We start from the raw sequence: 18,623 nt of genomic DNA, 5'->3' as shown, positions 1-18,623 counted from the left end.
AAGGGCAAGGGCAAGCGGCAGGGCGGCGGCGAGGGCGAACGCGGCAAGGCGGGCGGCGCGGCGCCGGGAAGGGGAGGTCTGGTCGGTCACGGCTCTCTATCGAAGCGAAGCGCAGGCGGCTCCGTAGACATACCAGGGGTCGAGCCCCGGGATGCAGAACTCGATGCTGCGGCCGATGCCGGCAAAGCCGAACGGCGTCTCGATCAGGTAGACGAGCGGCCGGCGGCTGCCGTCGGTGAGCGTGGCGTAGGCGAGGCAATATTCCCGCTGCACGGAGGACATGTACTGGTTGAACGGCTCGTAGCGGCTGAGCCGCATCCGGCCGATCTCGTAGATCGACAGGTCCCGGTGGATGTAGTTCGCCGCCTTGTATTCGAAGCGGCTGGTGATGAAGCGGAGCACGCCGGGATCGGCGCAGGCGCCCACCGGCGCGCCCTCGGCATAGGCGGGGACGGCTGCACCCCCCGTCTCGTAGTCGGCGGCGGTCGCCGGCACGGCCGACAGGGCGACGGCGAGGATGGCTGCCATGCGTGCGGCACTGGTGACGGTCATGTTCCCCTCCGGCGGCGCCTTCCGGTGCGGCGGGCGTCCGGGGCGCGTTCCATTCCGGCCCGCGAATCCCCGGTGGTGCAGGGGATGGGCCGGATTTTGAGATTGCGTCCCGCAGGCGCCTTCGGTCAAGAGGCGACTTGGCCCTCGCCGGCGATCCAGAAGCAGCGCGAGGAGGCGAAGCGGTCCTGCCGCAGCCGTTCCTTCAAGAACGGCAGCAGCCGGCCGAGCTCGTCCTTCAGCGTGAACGGCGGATTGACGACGATCAGCCCCGAGCCCGACAGCCCTGTCGTCTCGCGGTCGCTCTTCACGGAAAGCTCGGCGCAGAGCATCTTCGGAACGCCGAGATCCTTCAGCGCCTTGTGGAACGCCGTGATCGGCGCGCCCTTCTTCAGCGGATACCAGAGGCAGTAGACGCCGCCGGGAAAGCGCCGCCAGGCTTTCGCGAGCCCTTCCGCAAGCCGCTCGTATTCGCCTTCGATCTCGAACGGCGGGTCGACGAGCACGATGCCGCGCTTCTCCTTCGGCGGCAGGTGGGCGCCGAGCGCCAGCCAGCCGTCGAGATGGGTGACGCGGCTCTGGAAGTCGCCGTCGAACAGCCGGTGCAGGCTCTCGTAGTCGTCCGGGTGCAGCTCCATCGCCGACAGCCGGTCCTGCGGGCGGAACAGCATGCGTGCGAGCTTCGGCGAGCCGGGATAGAGGCGCACGCCGCCGTCCGGGTTGAGCGCCTTCACCGTATCGAGATAGGGGGCGAGCAGGTGCGCCATCTCCGCCGGCAGGTCGCCGTCCAGCAGCCGGCCGATGCCGTCGCGCCATTCCCCGGTCTTCTGCGCCTCCTCGCTGGAGAGGTCGTAGAGCCCGAGCCCGGCATGGGTGTCGAGCACCCGGAAGGCCTTGTCCTTGGCCTGCATGTAGGTGACGAGCCGCGCCAGCACCGCATGCTTGAGCACGTCGGCGAAGTTGCCTGCATGATAGATGTGGCGGTAGTTCATCCCGATACCGAAGCCTGCGTTTCCGTGATGGGCCCATCAATTGTTGCGATGGGAGAATTTTATGCCTTCTTGGCGCTTCCGCCCTGCAATATACAAATGCCATGAACGTTGCGACCCCTCATCTCGGCAAAAGCCGGATCGGCCATTCGGTCTGTCCCCATGACTGTCCCTCCGCCTGCGCGCTCGACATCGAGATCGGCGCCGACGGCCGCATCGGCAAGGTGCGCGGCAGCGCCGACAACAGCTACACCGCCGGGGTCATCTGCGCCAAGGTCGCCCGCTATGCCGACAGGCTCTACCACCCCGAGCGGCTGCTGAAGCCTTTGCGGCGCAAGGGCGAGAAGGGCGGCGGCGACTGGCAGGAGATCGCCTGGGAGGACGCGCTCGACGCGATCGCCGATGCCTTCGTCAAGGCCGAGCAGGCGCATGGCAGCGAGGCCGTCTGGCCCTACTACTATGCCGGCACGATGGGGCAGGTGCAGCGCGATTCGATCGACCGGCTGCGGCACGCCAAGCGCTATTCCGGCTTCTTCGACAGTATCTGCACCAACACCGCCTGGACCGGCTACGTCATGGCCACCGGCAGCCTGACCGGGCCCGACCCGCGCGAGATGGCGAAAGCCGACTGCGTCGTCATCTGGGGCACCAACGCGGTCGCGACCCAGGTGAACGTGATGACCCATGCGATCCGGGCCCGCAAGGAGCGCGGCGCCAAGCTCGTCGTCATCGACATCTACGACAATCCGACGATGAAGCAGGCCGACATGGCGCTGAAGCTGCGCCCCGGCACCGACGCCGCGCTCGCCTGCGCCGTCATGCACATCGCCTTCCGCGACGGCCATGCCGACCGCGCCTACATGGAAAGGTTCGCCGACGACCCCGCCGGCCTCGAGGCGCATCTGGCGAAGCGCGGCCCGGAATGGGCGGCCGCGATCACCGGGCTTTCGGTCGAGGAGATCGAGGCCTTCGCCCGCCTCGTCGGCGAGACGAAGCGCACCTTCTTCCGCCTCGGCTACGGCTTCACCCGCAGCCGCAACGGTTCCGTCTCCATGCACGCCGCCTGCTCGGTGGCGACCGTGCTCGGCTCCTGGCAGCATGAGGGCGGCGGCGCCTTCCACAACAACGGCGGCATCTTCCGGCTCGACAAGCGCGAACTGATGGGCCTCGACCTCGTCGATCCCGACATCCGCGAGCTCGACCAGTCGCAGATCGGCCGAGTGCTCACCGGCGATCCGGTGGCGCTGCGCGGCCGCGGGCCGGTGACGGCGATGCTGATCCAGAACACCAACCCGGCCAACATCGCCCCCGAGCAGCGGCTGGTGAAGCAGGGCTTCCTGCGCGGCGACCTCTTCACGGCCGTGCACGAGCAGTTCATGACCGATACGGCCAAGCTCGCCGACATCGTCCTGCCGGCCACCATGTTCGTCGAGCACGACGATCTCTATCGCGCCGGCGGCCACCAGCACATCCTGCTCGGCCCCAAGCTCGTCGAGCCGCCTGCGACCGTGCGCACCAATCTCTTCGTCATCGACGAACTGGCGCGGCGCCTCGGCGTGTCGAACATGCCGGGCTTCGGGCTGAGCGAGCGCGAGCACATCACCCGCATGCTGCCGCACTACGAGATCGACTATGACGGGCTCGCGGAAGCCAGGTGGATCGATTGCCAGCCGGATTTCGACACCGCCCACTATGCCAAGGGCTTCGGTCATCCGGACGGCAAGTTCCGTTTCCGCCCGCAATGGACCGCGACACCCGCGCCGAACCGCCCGCCCGCCTCGATCGGCCTGCTCGGCCCGCATGCGGCGCTACCGGAATTCCCGGATTATGTCGAGGTGATCGAGGTGGCGGATGCCGAACACCCGTTCCGCCTCGCCACGCCGCCGGCCCGCACCTATCTCAACTCCAGCTTCACCGAGATGAAGTGGTCGCGCGAGCGCGAGGGCCGGCCGGAGGTGATGATCCATCCGGACGATGCGCGGGCGATGGACGTTGCCGACGGCGACGTCGTCAAGCTCGGCAACCGGCGCGGCGAGATCCGCCTGCATGCCAGGGTGACGGACGAGGGCAAGCCGGGCGTGCTGATCTGCGAGGGCATCTGGCCGAACGGCGCCCATCTCGACGGCGAGGGCATCAACGTGCTCACCGGCGCCGATCCGGTCGCCCCCTATGGCGGCGCGGCCGTCCACGACAACCGCGTCTGGCTCAGGAAAGAGGCCGCATGACGAAGTTCCGGGAAGCGAGGATCGACGTCGTCTCCGACGAGACGCTGTCCGACAACTGGTACCACCTGCGCAAGGTCACCTTCGACTATACCGGCTCCGACGGCCACACCGTCCGCCTCGACCGCGAGGTCTACGACCGCGGCAACGGCGCCACCATCCTCCTGCACGATCCGAACCGCGACACCATCATCCTCGTCCGCCAGTTCCGCATGCCCGCCTATCAGAACGGCCACTCCGGCTGGCTCCTGGAGACGCCGGCCGGCCTGCTCGACGGCGACCACCCGGCCGACGCCATCCGCCGCGAGGTGATGGAGGAGACCGGCTACCGGATCGGCGAGGTCAGGTCGCTCTTCCGCGCCTTCATGAGCCCCGGCGCCGTCACCGAGCTCGTGCATTTCTTCGCAGCCGAGATCGACGCCTCCGTCCGCGAGGGCAACGGCGGCGGCGCCGACCACGAGGACGAGGACATCGAGGTCGTCGAACTCACCCTCGACGAGGCGGCGCGGATGATCGGAACCGGCGAGATCTGCGACGGCAAGACGATCATGCTGGTGCAGTGGGCGCTGGCGCAGCGGGGACCGCCAAACGATCCGCCGGCCGGGGGCAGGAGGTGAAAGTCCTGTGCCTGAACGGCTGGGGCGGACGACTGCATGAGCCGCTCGTCACCTTCCTGAAGGCCGTGTCGCCGGATGTATTGTGCCTGCAGGAGGTCGTCCACAGTCCGCAGGCGGACAAGGAATGGCTCACCTACAGGGATGGCGATCACGTCCTGCCGCAGCGGGCCAACTTTTTTCGGGACGCCGCGGCCGCGTTGCCGGCGCATGCCGCTATATTCTGCCCGGCCGCCCAGGGCGAGCTGTGGGATGGGGATCGGTCCGTCCCCTCCCGGTGGGGGCTCGCGACCTTCGTGTCCGGCGCCTTTCCGGTCACCGAGCAGGCGCAGGCGTTCGTACACGGGGCTTTCTCGCCCCACGGCTATGGTGTGCATCCGAGATCGCGCAACGCCCATGCCGTCCGCATCTTCGACTACGAGAGAAACCGACCCGTCTGCATTGTCCACATGCACGGCCTGCGCGATCTGCGCGGCAAGATGGACACGCCCGAACGGAATGCCCAGGCGCATCGTTTCGCGGACCTGGTCAGGGGCATCGCCCAGCCTGGCGACGCCCTCGTCGTCTGCGGCGACTTCAACGTCGAGCCGTCGAGCGAAACGTTCCAGATCCTCGGGAACCTGGGGCTGAAGGAACTGGTGACGGCCAACGGCTTTACAAGCACCCGGAGTGCCTCATACAAGAAGCCCGGTCGATACGCCGACTACATGCTGGTCAACGACCGTGTCGAAGTCCGCAATTTTACGGTCGTCACCGATCCGGAAGTGTCGGACCACTGCCCGTTGCTGCTGGAGATTTGATCTGGCCGCCGGTCAGCCTGTCGGTGGGCGAGGGCGGTGCCGCAACCCTGATCCTGCCGTCGAAGCCGCGAAGGGCCTTCACGACCCAAACCGGACGCTAGCTGCGCATTGATATTTCGGCAGACCGAAGAACTTGCTGCGCAAGTTGTGCTTGCATAATAATGCAAGATATTGAGTGGCGGCTAAGCAGGCGATGCTTCAGATTTTACGACATATCCAATCCTACTTCAGTCGGGCACCGGTACCGACGAACTCAATTCCGTATCACGTCTACACGCGAGAGTTTGACGTCATCATAGAGGCGGAAAAGCTCGACAGTGTTCTGGGGCGCTTACCCCGTGACCAGGAGGATGCCCATGCAGAGGCATGGGCCACATTTTCCTGTGCTCTGCAAGGTTGGCGCACCAAAGCGCATTTGATTGCATTGGAAGCGGCGGACCGTATCCGAATAGCCGTCGACGCAGAACAACTGGCCGACACAGCGATTTCAATTCTCGTTGATCAGTCAGGCTCTATGCGAGGGCAGAGCATGCTACTCGTCGCTGCAGCCTGCGACATTGCGCAAGACTTTCTCGTCCACCTTGGCGTAAAGACGGAAGTGCTCGGCTTTACGACCGTGCGATGGAAGGGCGGAAAGTCTCGCGAACTTTGGGTGCGAAGGGGCAGGCGTCCGCTGCCCGGAAGGCTCAGCGACCTACTACACATAGTTTATCGGTCCGCCGACGACCGCCGTGCTTCAACCGGCGGAAACCTCTTCAAGCCGATGCTTCGGCCGGACCTCCCAAAGGAAAATGTCGATGGTGAGGCAATCGAGTGGGCTGTCGGCCGTCTGATGGCAATGCCCAAACAACGTAGAACGCTACTTGTCCTTTCAGACGGGGTGCCTGCCGACGACTCGACTTTGATAGCCAATGACGCGGGTTTTTTGGATCGCCATCTCCGGAAAGTTATTCGGCGGATCGAAACGTCGAAAGATGTCAAGCTCGTCGGAATCGGAATTGGCTTCGACACTTCAGCATACTACCAAAGCTCCTTAGTAATTTCGTCGGTAGATGATCTCGGATCAAGCCTGATTGCGGCATTGGAAAACTCGCTCCGCAAGTGACTGCTTCCCCCATTGCGGTGATCCTGAACTAGCTCGATGTGGGGCAGCCTTGCGCCAAATGCCGCCGTTGTTCGCATTTTACGGCGCAACGCCGTGAATTTCTCTGAATTGCGTCAGTGGCTCGAGGGGCGATATTGAGATTTTTCTTCGGATGAGGCGCATTCGTCGCGGGCCCGCGAACTGGGGGGCCTTCACAACTACGGCCTCTCACAGGCCCGACGAAATCAGCCAGCCCGTGTTCTCGACCGCCGCCGCACCCGCCGCCACAGCCCGTCCCCCCTCCATCCGCACCTTGCCTTCCGCAACGAGCCTCAGCGCCAGCGGATAGGCCCTGTGCTCCACCGTCAGCACCCGCGCGGCCAGATCCGCCGGGGTGTCGCTGGCGAGCACCGGCACCGCCGCCTGGACGATCTGCGGGCCTTCGTCCATGCCTTCGGTGACGAAGTGGACGGTGCAGCCGGCGAGCTTCATGCCGGCCTCGATGGCGCGGCGGTGGGTGTCGAGGCCCGGGAACAGCGGCAGCAGCGAGGGGTGGATGTTGAGGATCCTGCCCTCGTGGCGCGCGATGAAGCGGCCGGAGAGCAGCCGCATGTAGCCGGCGAGGCAGATGATGTCGGGGCGCTGGCGTTCGAGTTCGGAAAGGATCGCCTCCTCGTGCGCTTCCTTGGAGGCGAAGTCCTTGCGCGAAAAGACGAAGGTGGGGATGCCGAGCGCCTGCGCCTTGGCGAGCCCGCCGGCGTCGGCCTTGTCGGAGAAGACGGCGACGATCTCTGCCGGGAAGTCCGGTGCGGCGCAGGCTTCCGCCAGCTTCACCATGTTGGATCCGCTGCCGGAGATGAAGGCTGCGACGCGCTTGCGCGAAGCGCTTCCGCTGACGGGCGCTGCATTCATAGGGCGAGCGTGCCCTTGTAGCTGGTGCCGGCCGCGCCCTCGGCGCGGGCGACCATGCGGCCGAGCGTGAAGACGCTCTCGCCCTCGGCTTCAAGCACCGCGTTGACCCGCTCGACGTCTTCCGCTGAGACGACGGCGATCATGCCGACGCCGCAGTTGAAGGTGCGCAACATCTCGTTGGCGGCCACGCCACCGGTCCTGGAGAGCCAGGAGAAGACGGCCGGCGCCTTCACCGCGTCGAGGTCGATCTCGGCTGCGAGATGCTTGGGCAGCACGCGCGGAATGTTTTCCGGAAAGCCGCCGCCGGTGATGTGGGCCAAGGCCTTGATCGCACCGGTCTCGCGGATCGCCTTCAGGAGCGGCTTCACGTAGATCCTGGTCGGCGTCATCAGCGCTTCCGCCAGGCTCTTGCCTTCCGCGAACGGGGCAGGGGCGTCCCAGGCAAGGCCGGACAGCGCCACGATCTTGCGCACCAGCGAATAGCCGTTGGAATGGACGCCGGAAGAGGAAAGCCCGAGGATCACGTCGCCCTCGGCGATGTCACCGGCCGGCAGCAGCTTGCCGCGCTCGGCGGCACCGACCGCAAAACCTGCCAGATCGTAGTCGCCGCCGGCATACATGCCGGGCATTTCGGCGGTCTCGCCGCCGATCAGCGCGCAGCCGGCCTGGCGGCAGCCCTCGGCGATGCCGCCGACGATCGCCGCACCCTGGTCGGGATCGAGCTTGCCGGTGGCGAAATAATCGAGGAAGAACAGCGGTTCGGCACCCTGCACGACGAGGTCGTTGACGCACATGGCGACGAGGTCGATCCCGACGGTGTCGTGCCTGTCGGCGTCGATCGCGATCTTCAGCTTCGTGCCGACGCCGTCGTTGGCGGCGACCAGCACCGGATCGGTGAAGCCTGCGGCCTTGAGGTCGAACAGGCCGCCGAAACCGCCGATCTCGCCGTCGGCGCCGGGACGGCGGGTGGAGCGGACGGCCGGCTTGATCTTCTCGACCAAGAGGTTGCCCGCATCGATGTCGACGCCCGCATCGCTGTAGGTCAGGCCGTTTCTGTCAGACTGGCTCATCGTCCGCTCTCCGTTTCTGGCAATGGCGCCCGATTGGCACGTCAAGGCGACAAGTGCAAGCGCAATGCCCGGCCCGCCCGGTCTTTTTCATGGTTTTGGCCGTCACCGGCCGCCGCCCGCAAACCTCGGCGATCGCCGCTCCTTGCCGCCGCAACCTTGACCATGCTCTCCGCAACGGCCTATCTCAGTGCAACGACAGGTCTGATGCAAGGGAAGACGGCACGGTGAAGGCTTACGAAAGCGCGAGGCAGAAGAGCAAGGCCGTTCCCGCCGATGCCGGCCATGCCGCCGGCGTTCCCGCAAAGGGCGGCGGCCATGTCAGCGGGGCAGGGCTGAAGCGTCAGGTGATCTTCTGGCTGCTGGCGCTCGCCGCCGTCGTCGTGTTCCTGATGGTGTTCAGCTCCATCCTTCTGCCCTTCGTGGCCGGCATGGCGCTCGCCTACTTCCTCGACCCCGTCGCCGACCGGCTGGAGCGGCTCGGCCTCAGCCGCACCATGGCGACGGTCGTCATCCTGATCGCCTTCGTCATCATCTTCGCCCTGTCGCTGATGATCGTCATCCCGCTGCTGGCGACCCAGGCCTCCGATCTCTTGGCCACGCTGCCGGGCTACATCGCCCAGTTGCAGTCGCTGGTGACGAGCTTCAATCCCGATCTCCTGCCGCCCTGGATTTCCAGCCAGATGGGCACGATCAAGCAGGGTTTCGGCAGCGTGCTGGCCGAGGGCGCCGGCTTCCTCGGCACGGTGTTCAAGCAGATCTGGAACTCCGGCCTGGCGCTGGTGGACATCGCCTCGCTGCTGATCGTCACACCGGTGGTCGCCTTCTACCTGCTGCTCGACTGGGACCGCATGATCTCCAAGGTCGACAGTTGGGTGCCGCGCGAGCACGTCGAAACTGTGCGCGAACTGGCGACCGAGATGAACACGGCGATCGCCGGCTTCGTCCGCGGCCAGGGTTCGATCTGCATCATCCTCGGCCTCTACTACGGCATCGGCCTCACCGGCGTTGGCCTCAACTTCGGCCTGCTGATCGGCCTCTTCGCCGGTCTGATCAGCTTCATCCCCTATGTCGGCTCGATGGTCGGGCTGGTCCTGTCCGTCGGCGTCGCCATCGTCCAGTTCTGGCCCGATTACCTGTGGATCGGCGCGGTGCTGGCGATCTTCTTCTCCGGCCAGTTCATCGAGGGCAACATCCTGCAGCCGAAGCTGGTCGGCTCGCAGGTCGGCCTGCATCCGGTCTGGCTGATGTTCGCGCTGTTCGCCTTCGGCGCCCTGTTCGGCTTCGTCGGGCTGCTGGTGGCCGTTCCCGCCTCGGCCGCGATCGGCGTGCTTGTCCGCTTCGGCCTGCGGCGCTACCTTGACAGCGACCTCTATCACGGTCAGGGCAGTCCGCCGCCCGTCGTCCGCAAGCCGGTTGCCCGGAAGAAGGAAACGGCGTCCGGACGCAAGCCGTAGCCGAGTACCCGCATGAAAACGCCGAAACCTGCCGAACAGCTGCCGCTGGAGTTCCAGCACGTCCCCTCGTCCGGGCGGGACGATCTCCTCGTATCGGACCCGCTGAGCGCGGCGATCTCGGTGGTCGACGCCTGGCCGAACTGGCCGTCGCCGGTGGTGATCCTCGCCGGCCCCGTCGGCTCGGGCAAGACGCATCTGGCCTCGATCTGGCGGGAGCGGTCGGGCGCTTCGGAGATCCATGCGCTCGACGGCTCCGGCGCCGAGGAGGCGGCGGCAACGGGCCCCGTCCTGTTCGAGGACGCCGACCGCCGCGGCTTCGACGACCGCGCGCTCTTCCACGTCATCAACAACGTCCGCCAGAACGGCCACACGCTGTTGATGACCTCCAGGCTGTGGCCGATGTCCTGGCCGGTGACGCTGCCGGACCTGCGCTCGCGGCTGAAGGCTGCGACCGTCGTCGAGATCGGCGAGCCCGACGACGAGCTTCTGTCGCAGGTGATCGTCAAGCTCTTCGCCGACCGCCAGCTCTTCGTCGACGACCGCCTCGTCGCCTATATGGTCGCCCGGATGGAGCGCTCGCTCGACGCCGCCCAGAAGGCGGTCGACCGGCTCGACCGGCTGGCGCTGGCTCGCGGCAGCCGCATCACCCGCACGCTCGCCCAGGAGGTGCTCGGCCAGATGACCGAGGGGGAGGCACCCGACGCCGGGGATTGACTGTCACAGAAGCGTCGTCAAACTGCTTTACCAGCCTGAAACAAAAACAACAGGGCGGTGGTCGAAATGGATGCAGTTACCTCGGAAGCACAGGACGTCGAACAGAAGGTGGACGATCTTTCCGCCGCCGTCCGGGAGCTGATGAAGAGCCCGGAGCGCTTCGTGAACCGGGAGTTCTCGTGGCTCCAGTTCAATCGGCGCGTCCTGGAGGAAACGCTGAACACGGCCCACCCGCTCCTGGAGCGTGTCCGCTTCCTGTCGATCTCGGCTGCGAATCTCGACGAGTTCTTCATGGTGCGCGTCGCCGGCCTCGAGGGCCAGGTCCGCCAGGGGATCGCCATCCGCAGCCCCGACGGCAAGACGTCGGCCGAGCAGCTGGACGATATCCTCAAGGAAATCGACAATCTGCAGATGGAGCAGCAGGCCTCGCTGGCCGTGCTGCAGCAGTACCTCGCCAAGGAGGACATCGTCATCGTCCGGCCGTCGGCGCTGAAGGGCGATGACCGCAGCTGGCTGGCCCAGGAGTTCGACCAGCTGATCTTCCCGGTGCTGACGCCGCTGTCGATCGATCCGGCCCATCCCTTCCCCTTCATCCCCAATCTCGGCTTCACGATGGGGCTGCAGCTCATCAGCAAGAGCGAGCGCGAGCCGATGACGGCGCTCCTGCGCCTGCCGCCGGCGCTGGATCGTTTCATCCGCCTGCCCGACGACGGCGCGACGATCCGCTACATCACCCTGGAGGACGCCGTCAGCCTGTTCATCGACCGCCTGTTCCCCGGTTACGAGGTGCAGGGATCGGGCACGTTCCGCATCATCCGCGACAGCGATATCGAGGTCGAGGAAGAGGCCGAGGATCTCGTGCGCTTCTTCGAGACGGCGCTGAAGCGCCGCCGCCGCGGGTCGGTGATCCGCATCGAGACCGATTCGGAGATGCCGGCGTCGCTGCGCCAGTTCGTCGTCAACGAGCTCGGCGTGCCGGAAAACCGCGTCGCCGTGCTGCCGGGCCTGCTCGCGCTCAACACGCTATCGGAAATCACCAAGGCGCCGCGCAACGATCTTCGGTTCGAGCCCTACAATGCCCGATTTCCCGAACGCGTCCGCGAGCACGCCGGCGACTGCTTCGCCGCCATCCGCGAAAAGGACATGGTGGTCCACCATCCTTACGAATCCTTCGACGTGGTGGTCCAGTTCCTGCTCCAGGCTGCGCGCGATCCTGAGGTCGTGGCGATAAAGCAGACGCTGTACCGCACTTCCAACGACAGCCCGATCGTGCGCGCGCTGATCGACGCGGCCGAGGCCGGCAAGTCGGTCACGGCCCTCGTCGAGCTCAAGGCCCGCTTCGACGAGGAGGCCAACATCCGCTGGGCGCGCGACCTTGAGCGCGCCGGCGTGCAGGTCGTATTCGGCTTCATCGAGCTGAAGACCCATTCCAAGATGTCGCTGGTCGTCCGCCGCGAGGAGGGCCGGCTGCGCAGCTACTGCCACCTCGGCACCGGCAACTACCATCCGGTCACCGCGAAGATCTACACCGACCTGTCCTTCTTCACCTGCAATCCCTCGATCGCCCACGACATGGCGAACATCTTCAACTTCATCACCGGCTACGGCGAGCCCGAGGCCGACATGGAGATCGCCGTCTCGCCCCACACGCTGCGCCCGCGCATCCTCCAGCACATCGAGGAGGAGGTCGCGCATGCCGGCAACGGGCTGCCCGCGGCGATCTGGATGAAGATGAATTCGCTGGTCGACCCGGAGATCATCGACGCGCTCTACCGCGCCAGCCAGGCCGGCGTGGAGGTCGATCTCGTGGTGCGCGGCATCTGCTGCCTGCGTCCCCAGGTTCCCGGCCTGTCGGACAACATCCGCGTCAAGTCCATCGTCGGCCGCTTCTTGGAGCATTCCCGCATCTTCTGCTTCGGCAACGGCCATGGGCTTCCCTCCGACAAGGCGCTCGTCTATATAGGCTCGGCGGACCTGATGCCGCGCAACCTGGACCGGCGCGTCGAAACGCTGGTTCCGTTGACCAACCGCACTGTGCATGAACAGGTCCTATCGCAGATCATGCTTGGCAATCTGATCGACAACCAGCAGAGCTACGAGATCCTGTCGGACGGGACGTCGCGGCGCATGCAGGTGCCGCAGGGAACCGAGCCGTTCAACGCACAGCAGTACTTCATGACGAACCCCAGCCTGTCGGGCCGGGGCGGAGCTCTCAAGTCGAGCGCGCCCAAGGCGATCGCCGGCTGGAAGAGCCAGCGCAAACGGTAAAATTGGATCTGCATGGTTGAATCTGAAGCGCAGGGGCGTCTGCCTGGCATCGCCCCGGTCTCGGTCGTGGATATCGGGTCGAACTCCATCCGCCTCGTCATCTACGAGGGCATGAGCCGCGCGCCTGCCATTCTCTTCAACGAAAAGGTCATGTGCGGCCTCGGCAAGGGGCTGGCCAGGACCGGCCGCATGGACGATGCCAGCGTCGAGCGGGCGCTCGCCGCCCTGCATCGCTTCAAGGCGCTGTCGCACCAGGCGCGGGCGACGCGGATGTATGCGCTGGCGACGGCCGCTGCCCGCGAGGCCGAGAACGGACCCGCCTTCATCGAGCGGGCCGAGAAAATTCTCGAGCACAAGGTGCGCGTCCTCTCCGGCGACGAGGAGGCCTATTTCTCCGCGCTCGGCATCATCAGCGGCTTTCACGATCCCGACGGCATCGTCGGCGACCTCGGCGGCGGCTCGCTGGAACTGGTGGACGTGGTCGGCGACACGATCGGCACGGGCCTGACGCTGCCGCTCGGCGGCATCCGCCTGTCGGAAAGCTCCGGCGGCTCGGTGGCGCAGGCGCGCGTCATCGCCCGCAAGCACCTGAAGACGGCCGGGCTGCTGAAGCGCGGGCAGGGGCGCACCTTCTATGCCGTCGGCGGCACCTGGCGCTCGCTCGCCAAGCTGCACATGGAGCTCAACAACTATCCCCTGCACATGATGCAGGGCTACGAGATCTCCTACGACCAGGCGATGGACTTCCTCACCTACGTCGTGACCACCAAGGACGCCAAGGATCCGGCCTACGCCACCATTTCCAAGAACCGGCGCAATCTTCTGCCCTATGGGGCCGTCGCCATGCAGGAGGCGATCGCCCTGATGCGCCCGGCGAAGGTGTCGTTCTCCTCGCAAGGCGTGCGTGAGGGCTATCTCTATTCGCTCTTGCCGGAGGCCGAGAAACAGCGCGACCCGCTCCTGGCCGCGGCCGAGGAACTGGCGATCCTGCGCGCGCGCTCGCCCGAGCATGCCCGCGAACTCGCCGACTGGACCGGCCGGTTCATGCCGCAGTTCGGCATCGAGGAGACCGAGCAGGAAGCCCGCTACCGCCAGGCCGCCTGCCTGCTCGCCGACATCAGCTGGCGCGCCCATCCCGACTACCGCGGCCTGCAGGCGCTGAACATCATCGCCCACGGCACCTTCACCGGCATCACCCATTCCGGGCGCGCCTATATCGCGCTCGCCAACTACTACCGCTTCGAGGGCCTCTACGACGACGGCGCCTCGAGCCCGCTGGCGGCGATCGCGACGCCGCGCATGCTGATGCTGTCGAAGCTGCTCGGCGGCCTCCTGCGCATCCTCTACCTCTTCTCCGCCTCCATGCCCGGCGTCGTGCGCAACCTGGCGATCCGCAAGTCGAACGCACCCGAGCTCGATCTCGAATTCGTCGTCCCCGCGACCTATGCCGGTTTCACCGGCGAACGCCTGGAGGGCCGCCTGCAGCAGCTCGGCAGGCTCACCGGGCTGAAGCTGGCGTTCGTGCTCGAATGACGGTGCTGTCGGCATCCTGATCCGCTTCAGCCCTGCGAAGGGGCCGCCGAACAGGCAGGACGTTTGACAGGACACGCGCACGGTGCCGTGTGTGCTCCGCAGCTTTTCCAGGCGGACGGCGGCGTCGGCCGGATCTCGGCGCGGCAGGGGTGCTAGTCTAGAGCCCGGCCGCCTTGCGCAGGTCGTCGTTCATCCGGCTCTGCCAGCCTTTGCCTGTGGCTTTGTAGTGGTCGACAATATCAGGGTCGAGCCGGATCGTGACCGGCGTCTTCGTCTGCTCCGCCTTGGGGCGACCGCGGACAGCCTTTTCCATCTTTTCCGCAATTTCGGGGAAGGCTTCCTTGAAGGGCCGCGCCTGTTTCATCTCCGCCTCCGTCAGAGGGGGATTGTCGGAGACGGCGTCCCAGTCCTCTTTCGAGTAGCCGCGTCCAGGCTGAAAATCATTCTGTATTCGGTGCTTGCTGGCCATCAGAGCAGCCTCCTTTCGTCCTTGCGGGCAGGGCGCATCGAAATGACGGAGAGCGCCTCACTGCCGAGGGTTACGAAGATCACGACAACGGTGCCGTCCTGAAGGCGGCCGATCGCCTTGGACCGGCCATCCTTCGCCGGGATCACGACCGAGGCAAGAAAGAACTCGAAAGACAGCGCAGCGAAGTCGAGGCCGTGTTTTTCAAGGTTGGCAATCCGCTTCGGTTCGTCCCACACGATCTTCATGAAATGTATGTACGATAATTCGTACCTTCGAGGCAAGGATTATTGTATGTACGAAAACGAGGCCCCCGCGGATGCGGGGGCCCCTGCATCGTCACTCGGCCTCCAGGAACGCGCCCACTTCCAAAAGCACGAACTCGTTGTCGTCGGCCTTGTCGAGCGAACGGCCGGCCGAGAACGGCAGGTTGTTGTCGTTGCCGACGACGATATGGGTCTCGTCGACCCGGTCGACGTTCTCGATGGTGACGAACGGCATGTCGTAGAAGCCTTCGCCCCCGCCCTGGCGCTTCCTGTTGTCGGGGTCGGCGATCTTGAGCAGGTCGATATAGCCGATCTTGCGCACGGCCTTGCCGACATTGTCGTCGGTCATCGCGATCTTGTAGATGCGCTTGACCTTCGAGGCGACGGCGAAGCAGTCGGGCTTCGGATCCTTCGGTTCGGCGCAGGCCTTGTCGGCGGTGCCGGCGCCGTTGTCGCGCTCGATCACCAGCGCCGTCGTCTCGTCCAGCATGTTGAAGTCGCCGATCGCCTCGCCGCCTTCGGCCAGCGGATAGAGCCAGCTGCGGCCGGTCCAGGCCTTGGAGGCGGTGTCGAGCTCGATGATGCGCAGCGCCGGCCGGCCGTCTGCCTGCTCGACGCTCTCGTTGTCGGTCCAGATCGGGCCTTCTAGCAGGCCGTAGAGCTTCGTGCCGTCCTTCGACATCGCCAGCCCCTCGTAGCCGCCGGAGCGCTTGAGGTTGAAGGCCGGCATCTTCTTCGACGGGTCGGCCTGGACGGCGAGCGTCGGATTGTCCGGCGACGTCACCGGCTTGCCGTCGACGGCCGTGGCGATCACGTCGGTGAGCCTGCCGTCGAGGTCGAACTTCAGGATGTAGGGGCCGAATTCCTCGCCGATCCAGAAGCCGTCGGAAACCGGCTGGATCGATTCCACGTCGAAATCGCCGCCGGTGAGGTAGCGGGCCTCGGAGCCTTCCATGACGATCGGGAAGGGCGCCTTCCTGTCCGGGTCGGAGAGGAAGACGGTCTTCACCGGTTCCAGCGTGCCCTTGTCCCAGTCGAGGCGGATGTTGTGGATCATCAGCATGGCGTCGGTGGAGTTCAGCTTGTTGCCGAAGCCGTTGTCCGACAGCGACCAGAAGGTGCCGTCCGCCATCGCCTTGATGCCAGAAAAGCCCTGCATCGGCTGGCCGTCGAAGGGCAGCGCCAGGCCGGTCGCGCGCACGCCGTCCTTGCCCATGACGCTGCCCGGCGCCTCGGCGCGCTTGCGGTCGGCGGTGGAGAACTTGCCGGACGTCTTCAGGTAGTCGGCAGCGTCGGCCGGGGCGGCAATGATCGTGTTGGCCGGCAGGATCGCGTGCGCCTTCAGCGTGGCCGGGAATGCCTTCTCTTCGGCGAAGGCGGCGCCCGCCATCAGAAGCGAAAGGGCGGCGGTGGTCAGCAAGGTTCTGGTCATGAAACATCCCCCGTGGGTTGGATTGCGTGCAACCCGATAGGAGCGGCGGATGAAGGCGGCTTGACGCTTCGTTGAAGCTTTCATGACCGTCCACAGCGGCAGGGGCGCGCGGCGGGCGCGAAAGGGGATCCGGTGACGTCAGGGGCTTGCGGGCCTGCGGGCTGCGCTTCACTCGGCCGCAGAGGCCGCCCAGCGGTATTGCGCGTCGGTCTGCACAGCACCCGGCCGGACCGCGCGGATGCGCTTCAGCGCCGCCTCCGGCGCCTCGCCGCGCTCGACCAGCAGCCTGAGCGCCACCATGCCGGCGCGGCCGTGGCCGCCATGGCAGTGGACGAGCACCGCGCCGCCCTCGTCGAGGATCTCGTGCAGCTGTGCAGAAAGGCCCGGCCATTCCACCAGCCCGCCGCCGGTCGGGCCGCCGAAATCGCGGATGGGAAAATGGAACCAGCCGATGCGGCGGGCCGCGAGCCTGAGCCCGAGGTCCTCGCAGCCGCGGGCCACCATCTCGCTGCGGTCGGTCATCGAGACGACCGTATGCGCGCCCCAGTCGGAGATCGCCTGCAGGTCGCTGTCATAGCCGTCGTTGCGGCCGGGGATGCGGCTGATGCCGATCCGTCCGCCGCCCGCAAGCGTGACCGTCGCGATCCTGAAGGGTTCCAGCGTGTCCATGGCGGCATTCTATGCCCGGGGCCGGATAAATTCATCCCCCTTCGCCTACGCCCATCGGCCGGTGACCGCCGCGGGGGGCCGGAACCTGCGCCATTTCGGGCCGGCCGTTGCCGGGCGGAGGGCGTCTGCCGGACGGGAGGTGGAATATTGTGGGACATCCGCCCTTCCGACACGCGTCATCGGGCTGTCCTGCTTGATTTTCTATTTAAGCTTGTTCAACTATACCTCGAATTCCAGACAGTCCGCCCGTGCCGGAGAGGCATCGGCGGCGTTTTTTTGAAACAGGTCGCGTAGGGGGCAATATACGTGGGCACCATTACTTCGAATATCAGCAGCACGCTCAACGGTTCGACGGAATTCACCGTCGGCACGGAAACCTACCAGTGGTTCAACCGGTCGCTGGACTACCTGGACGTGACGGCATCCGGCGGCACGGTCCGCACGGCGACGCTCACCTTCAGCGGCGAGGCGTGGACGGCGGGCATCCTGCGCTTTACCGGAAGCACCAGGGCGGTCATCAACGACACGACGACAGGCACGACGGACGCAGACCGCGTTTTCATCCAGTACATTTCGACGACCAATTCGGCCGAGAACGTCATCACGCTGAAGAACGCCGAAGTGGATATCATCTACGGCGGCGGCATCGAGAAGGTCACGATCGGCTATTGGGTCAGCCAGCTCAACCTGAACCGCGGCGACGACGAGGTCTCGGTGGTGGGCATGGGCGAGGCCGGCGACATCAGCCTCGGGCGCGGCAACGACATCCTGAAGACGGCCAGCGGCCGGATCGGCACCGTCACCGCCGCCCAGGGCATGGACAAGGTCTATCTCGGCAAGGGCGGCGCCGACTATATCAACCTCGGCAAGGACGCCGACTGGATCAAGGTCGCGAAGCTGGCCGACAAGACCCAGCAGGTGGTTCTGAACGGCGGCGAGGGTGTCGACGAATCGACGGGCAAGGATTCCGACAGCATCGTCTTCGCCGCCTTCACCAAGGCCCTGACCATCGACCTGAACGGCCAGTACGCCGTGAAGACGGGAAGCGGCGACTTCCACATCCACAATTTCGAAAACGCCATGGGCGGCTCGGGCAAGGACAAGCTCATTGCCAGCGTCGACGCCAATATCTTTTCAGGGGACGAGGGCGCCGACACCTTCGTGTTCAAGAGCCGGACGGCTGCCAACGGCGACAAGATCCTCGACTTCAGCCGATCGGAGAAGGACCGGATCGACCTCTCCGTCATCGACGCCAGCACGAAGTCGTCGGGCGGCCAGGCCTTCACCTTCATCGGCAAGGCGGGCTTCCACGACAAGGCGGGCGAGCTGCGCTACGAGGTGAAGTCGGGCGACACCCGCATCCAGGGCGACGTCAACGGCGACGGCGTTGCCGATTTCACAATCACCATCGATGCGAGCCTCACCCTCAAGTCGGGCGATTTCCTTCTGTGACGACGGGGGGAGGCGGCCGATCCGCCTTCCCTTGACGCGCGGCGCGAACCTTCGGGTTCGCGTCCCGCGCTTAGAGTCCTGGTCTTGCAGCATGTCGCGCAGGACCGCCGCACACGTTTGCGCGCCAGC

17 protein-coding genes are annotated in these 18,623 nt (G+C 65.9%); 9 read left to right on the top strand and 8 right to left on the bottom strand.

What is annotated here, in order from left to right:
* Nucleotides 1–96 precede the first annotated feature (96 nt).
* A complete protein-coding gene (locus P0086_RS04330; RefSeq protein WP_148149890.1) occupies nucleotides 97–552 on the bottom strand; it encodes a hypothetical protein in 456 nt (151 codons plus the stop codon).
* 125 nt (nucleotides 553–677) lie between these two features.
* Complete coding sequence (locus P0086_RS04325) at nucleotides 678–1,541, bottom strand: 23S rRNA (adenine(2030)-N(6))-methyltransferase RlmJ (protein WP_275782869.1); 864 nt, start codon at nucleotides 1,539–1,541, stop codon at nucleotides 678–680.
* Nucleotides 1,542–1,642: 101 nt separating this feature from the next.
* Here P0086_RS04325 and P0086_RS04320 point away from each other — a divergent pair, with 101 nt between their 5' ends.
* From P0086_RS04320 to P0086_RS04305, 4 genes are all read left to right on the top strand, one after another.
* Entirely contained in the window at nucleotides 1,643–3,763 is a 2,121-nt protein-coding gene (locus P0086_RS04320; RefSeq protein ID WP_275782866.1) for a molybdopterin oxidoreductase family protein, read from the top strand.
* Nucleotides 3,760–4,377 carry an NUDIX domain-containing protein gene (locus P0086_RS04315; protein ID WP_275782864.1) on the top strand — a complete coding sequence of 206 codons (618 nt, stop codon included), beginning with the start codon at nucleotides 3,760–3,762 and terminating at the stop codon, nucleotides 4,375–4,377. Before P0086_RS04320 ends, P0086_RS04315 begins: the two co-directional genes overlap by 4 nt.
* Entirely contained in the window at nucleotides 4,374–5,174 is an 801-nt protein-coding gene (locus tag P0086_RS04310) for an endonuclease/exonuclease/phosphatase family protein (protein WP_275784380.1), read from the top strand. The genes P0086_RS04315 and P0086_RS04310 overlap by 4 nt, the downstream gene beginning before the upstream one ends.
* 175 nt (nucleotides 5,175–5,349) lie before the next feature.
* Nucleotides 5,350–6,279, top strand: coding sequence for a cobalamin biosynthesis protein CobT (locus tag P0086_RS04305; RefSeq protein WP_275782862.1), 930 nt, complete (start codon nucleotides 5,350–5,352; stop codon nucleotides 6,277–6,279).
* 207 nt (nucleotides 6,280–6,486) lie between these two features.
* Here the strand turns inward: P0086_RS04305 and purN are convergent, their stop codons facing one another.
* Together purN and purM are read right to left on the bottom strand one after the other, a co-directional pair.
* Nucleotides 6,487–7,170, bottom strand: a complete 684-nt coding sequence (gene purN / locus P0086_RS04300) for a phosphoribosylglycinamide formyltransferase (RefSeq protein WP_275782860.1) — start codon at nucleotides 7,168–7,170, stop codon at nucleotides 6,487–6,489.
* A complete protein-coding gene (gene purM / locus P0086_RS04295) occupies nucleotides 7,167–8,240 on the bottom strand; it encodes a phosphoribosylformylglycinamidine cyclo-ligase (protein ID WP_275782858.1) in 1,074 nt (357 codons plus the stop codon). Before purM ends, purN begins: the two co-directional genes overlap by 4 nt.
* 332 nt (nucleotides 8,241–8,572) lie before the next feature.
* On the opposite strand from purM, the gene P0086_RS04290 reads away from it, so the two are divergent.
* The 4 genes from P0086_RS04290 (at nucleotide 8,573) to ppx (ending at nucleotide 14,209) form a co-directional block, all read left to right on the top strand.
* The gene (locus tag P0086_RS04290; protein WP_275784378.1) at nucleotides 8,573–9,694 is read left to right on the top strand and encodes an AI-2E family transporter; all 1,122 of its coding nucleotides are present in this window, start codon (nucleotides 8,573–8,575) and stop codon (nucleotides 9,692–9,694) included.
* Between the two features lie 12 nt (nucleotides 9,695–9,706).
* A complete protein-coding gene (hdaA, locus tag P0086_RS04285) occupies nucleotides 9,707–10,408 on the top strand; it encodes a DnaA regulatory inactivator HdaA (RefSeq protein ID WP_275782854.1) in 702 nt (233 codons plus the stop codon).
* A gap of 66 nt (nucleotides 10,409–10,474) precedes the next feature.
* Nucleotides 10,475–12,676 (top strand): RNA degradosome polyphosphate kinase, encoded by a 2,202-nt coding sequence (locus tag P0086_RS04280; protein WP_275782852.1) that lies wholly within the window; start codon nucleotides 10,475–10,477, stop codon nucleotides 12,674–12,676.
* Nucleotides 12,677–12,688: 12 nt separating this feature from the next.
* Nucleotides 12,689–14,209 (top strand): exopolyphosphatase, encoded by a 1,521-nt coding sequence (gene ppx / locus P0086_RS04275; RefSeq protein WP_112597631.1) that lies wholly within the window; start codon nucleotides 12,689–12,691, stop codon nucleotides 14,207–14,209.
* A gap of 157 nt (nucleotides 14,210–14,366) precedes the next feature.
* Here ppx and P0086_RS04270 read toward each other — a convergent pair whose 3' ends face one another.
* From P0086_RS04270 to P0086_RS04255, 4 genes are all read right to left on the bottom strand, one after another.
* Nucleotides 14,367–14,678 (bottom strand): BrnA antitoxin family protein, encoded by a 312-nt coding sequence (locus tag P0086_RS04270; RefSeq protein ID WP_112612946.1) that lies wholly within the window; start codon nucleotides 14,676–14,678, stop codon nucleotides 14,367–14,369.
* The gene (locus tag P0086_RS04265) at nucleotides 14,678–14,923 is read right to left on the bottom strand and encodes a BrnT family toxin (protein WP_275782846.1); all 246 of its coding nucleotides are present in this window, start codon (nucleotides 14,921–14,923) and stop codon (nucleotides 14,678–14,680) included. Before P0086_RS04265 ends, P0086_RS04270 begins: the two co-directional genes overlap by 1 nt.
* A 91-nt stretch (nucleotides 14,924–15,014) precedes the next feature.
* Complete coding sequence (locus tag P0086_RS04260) at nucleotides 15,015–16,373, bottom strand: esterase-like activity of phytase family protein (protein WP_275782843.1); 1,359 nt, start codon at nucleotides 16,371–16,373, stop codon at nucleotides 15,015–15,017.
* A 168-nt stretch (nucleotides 16,374–16,541) separates the two neighbouring features.
* Nucleotides 16,542–17,042, bottom strand: a complete 501-nt coding sequence (locus P0086_RS04255; protein ID WP_275782840.1) for a protein-tyrosine phosphatase family protein — start codon at nucleotides 17,040–17,042, stop codon at nucleotides 16,542–16,544.
* A 306-nt stretch (nucleotides 17,043–17,348) separates the two neighbouring features.
* Between P0086_RS04255 and P0086_RS04250 the strand changes: the two genes are divergently transcribed.
* Nucleotides 17,349–18,494 carry a M10 family metallopeptidase C-terminal domain-containing protein gene (locus tag P0086_RS04250; RefSeq protein WP_275782837.1) on the top strand — a complete coding sequence of 382 codons (1,146 nt, stop codon included), beginning with the start codon at nucleotides 17,349–17,351 and terminating at the stop codon, nucleotides 18,492–18,494.
* The last annotated feature ends 129 nt before the right edge of the window (nucleotides 18,495–18,623 follow it).

Source organism: Mycoplana sp. MJR14 (assembly GCF_029210525.1).
GTDB lineage: Bacteria > Pseudomonadota > Alphaproteobacteria > Rhizobiales > Rhizobiaceae > Mycoplana.
Note: the sequence above shows the minus strand (reverse complement) of the source record. Positions and strands in the feature narration are given on the sequence as shown.

Excerpts from the sequence above, each read along its gene's own strand:
- purM (WP_275782858.1), bottom strand. The coding sequence starts at position 8,240 with ATGAGCCAGTCTGACAGAAACGGCCTGACCTACAGCGATGCGGGCGTC.
- ppx (WP_112597631.1), top strand. The coding sequence starts at position 12,689 with ATGGTTGAATCTGAAGCGCAGGGGCGTCTGCCTGGCATCGCCCCGGTC.
- P0086_RS04260 (WP_275782843.1), bottom strand. The coding sequence starts at position 16,373 with ATGACCAGAACCTTGCTGACCACCGCCGCCCTTTCGCTTCTGATGGCG.
- purN (WP_275782860.1), bottom strand. The coding sequence starts at position 7,170 with ATGAATGCAGCGCCCGTCAGCGGAAGCGCTTCGCGCAAGCGCGTCGCA.
- P0086_RS04255 (WP_275782840.1), bottom strand. The coding sequence starts at position 17,042 with ATGGACACGCTGGAACCCTTCAGGATCGCGACGGTCACGCTTGCGGGC.
- P0086_RS04315 (WP_275782864.1), top strand. The coding sequence starts at position 3,760 with ATGACGAAGTTCCGGGAAGCGAGGATCGACGTCGTCTCCGACGAGACG.
- P0086_RS04270 (WP_112612946.1), bottom strand. The coding sequence starts at position 14,678 with ATGGCCAGCAAGCACCGAATACAGAATGATTTTCAGCCTGGACGCGGC.
- P0086_RS04325 (WP_275782869.1), bottom strand. The coding sequence starts at position 1,541 with ATGAACTACCGCCACATCTATCATGCAGGCAACTTCGCCGACGTGCTC.
- P0086_RS04265 (WP_275782846.1), bottom strand. The coding sequence starts at position 14,923 with ATGAAGATCGTGTGGGACGAACCGAAGCGGATTGCCAACCTTGAAAAA.
- hdaA (WP_275782854.1), top strand. The coding sequence starts at position 9,707 with ATGAAAACGCCGAAACCTGCCGAACAGCTGCCGCTGGAGTTCCAGCAC.
- P0086_RS04320 (WP_275782866.1), top strand. The coding sequence starts at position 1,643 with ATGAACGTTGCGACCCCTCATCTCGGCAAAAGCCGGATCGGCCATTCG.
- P0086_RS04280 (WP_275782852.1), top strand. The coding sequence starts at position 10,475 with ATGGATGCAGTTACCTCGGAAGCACAGGACGTCGAACAGAAGGTGGAC.
- P0086_RS04330 (WP_148149890.1), bottom strand. The coding sequence starts at position 552 with ATGACCGTCACCAGTGCCGCACGCATGGCAGCCATCCTCGCCGTCGCC.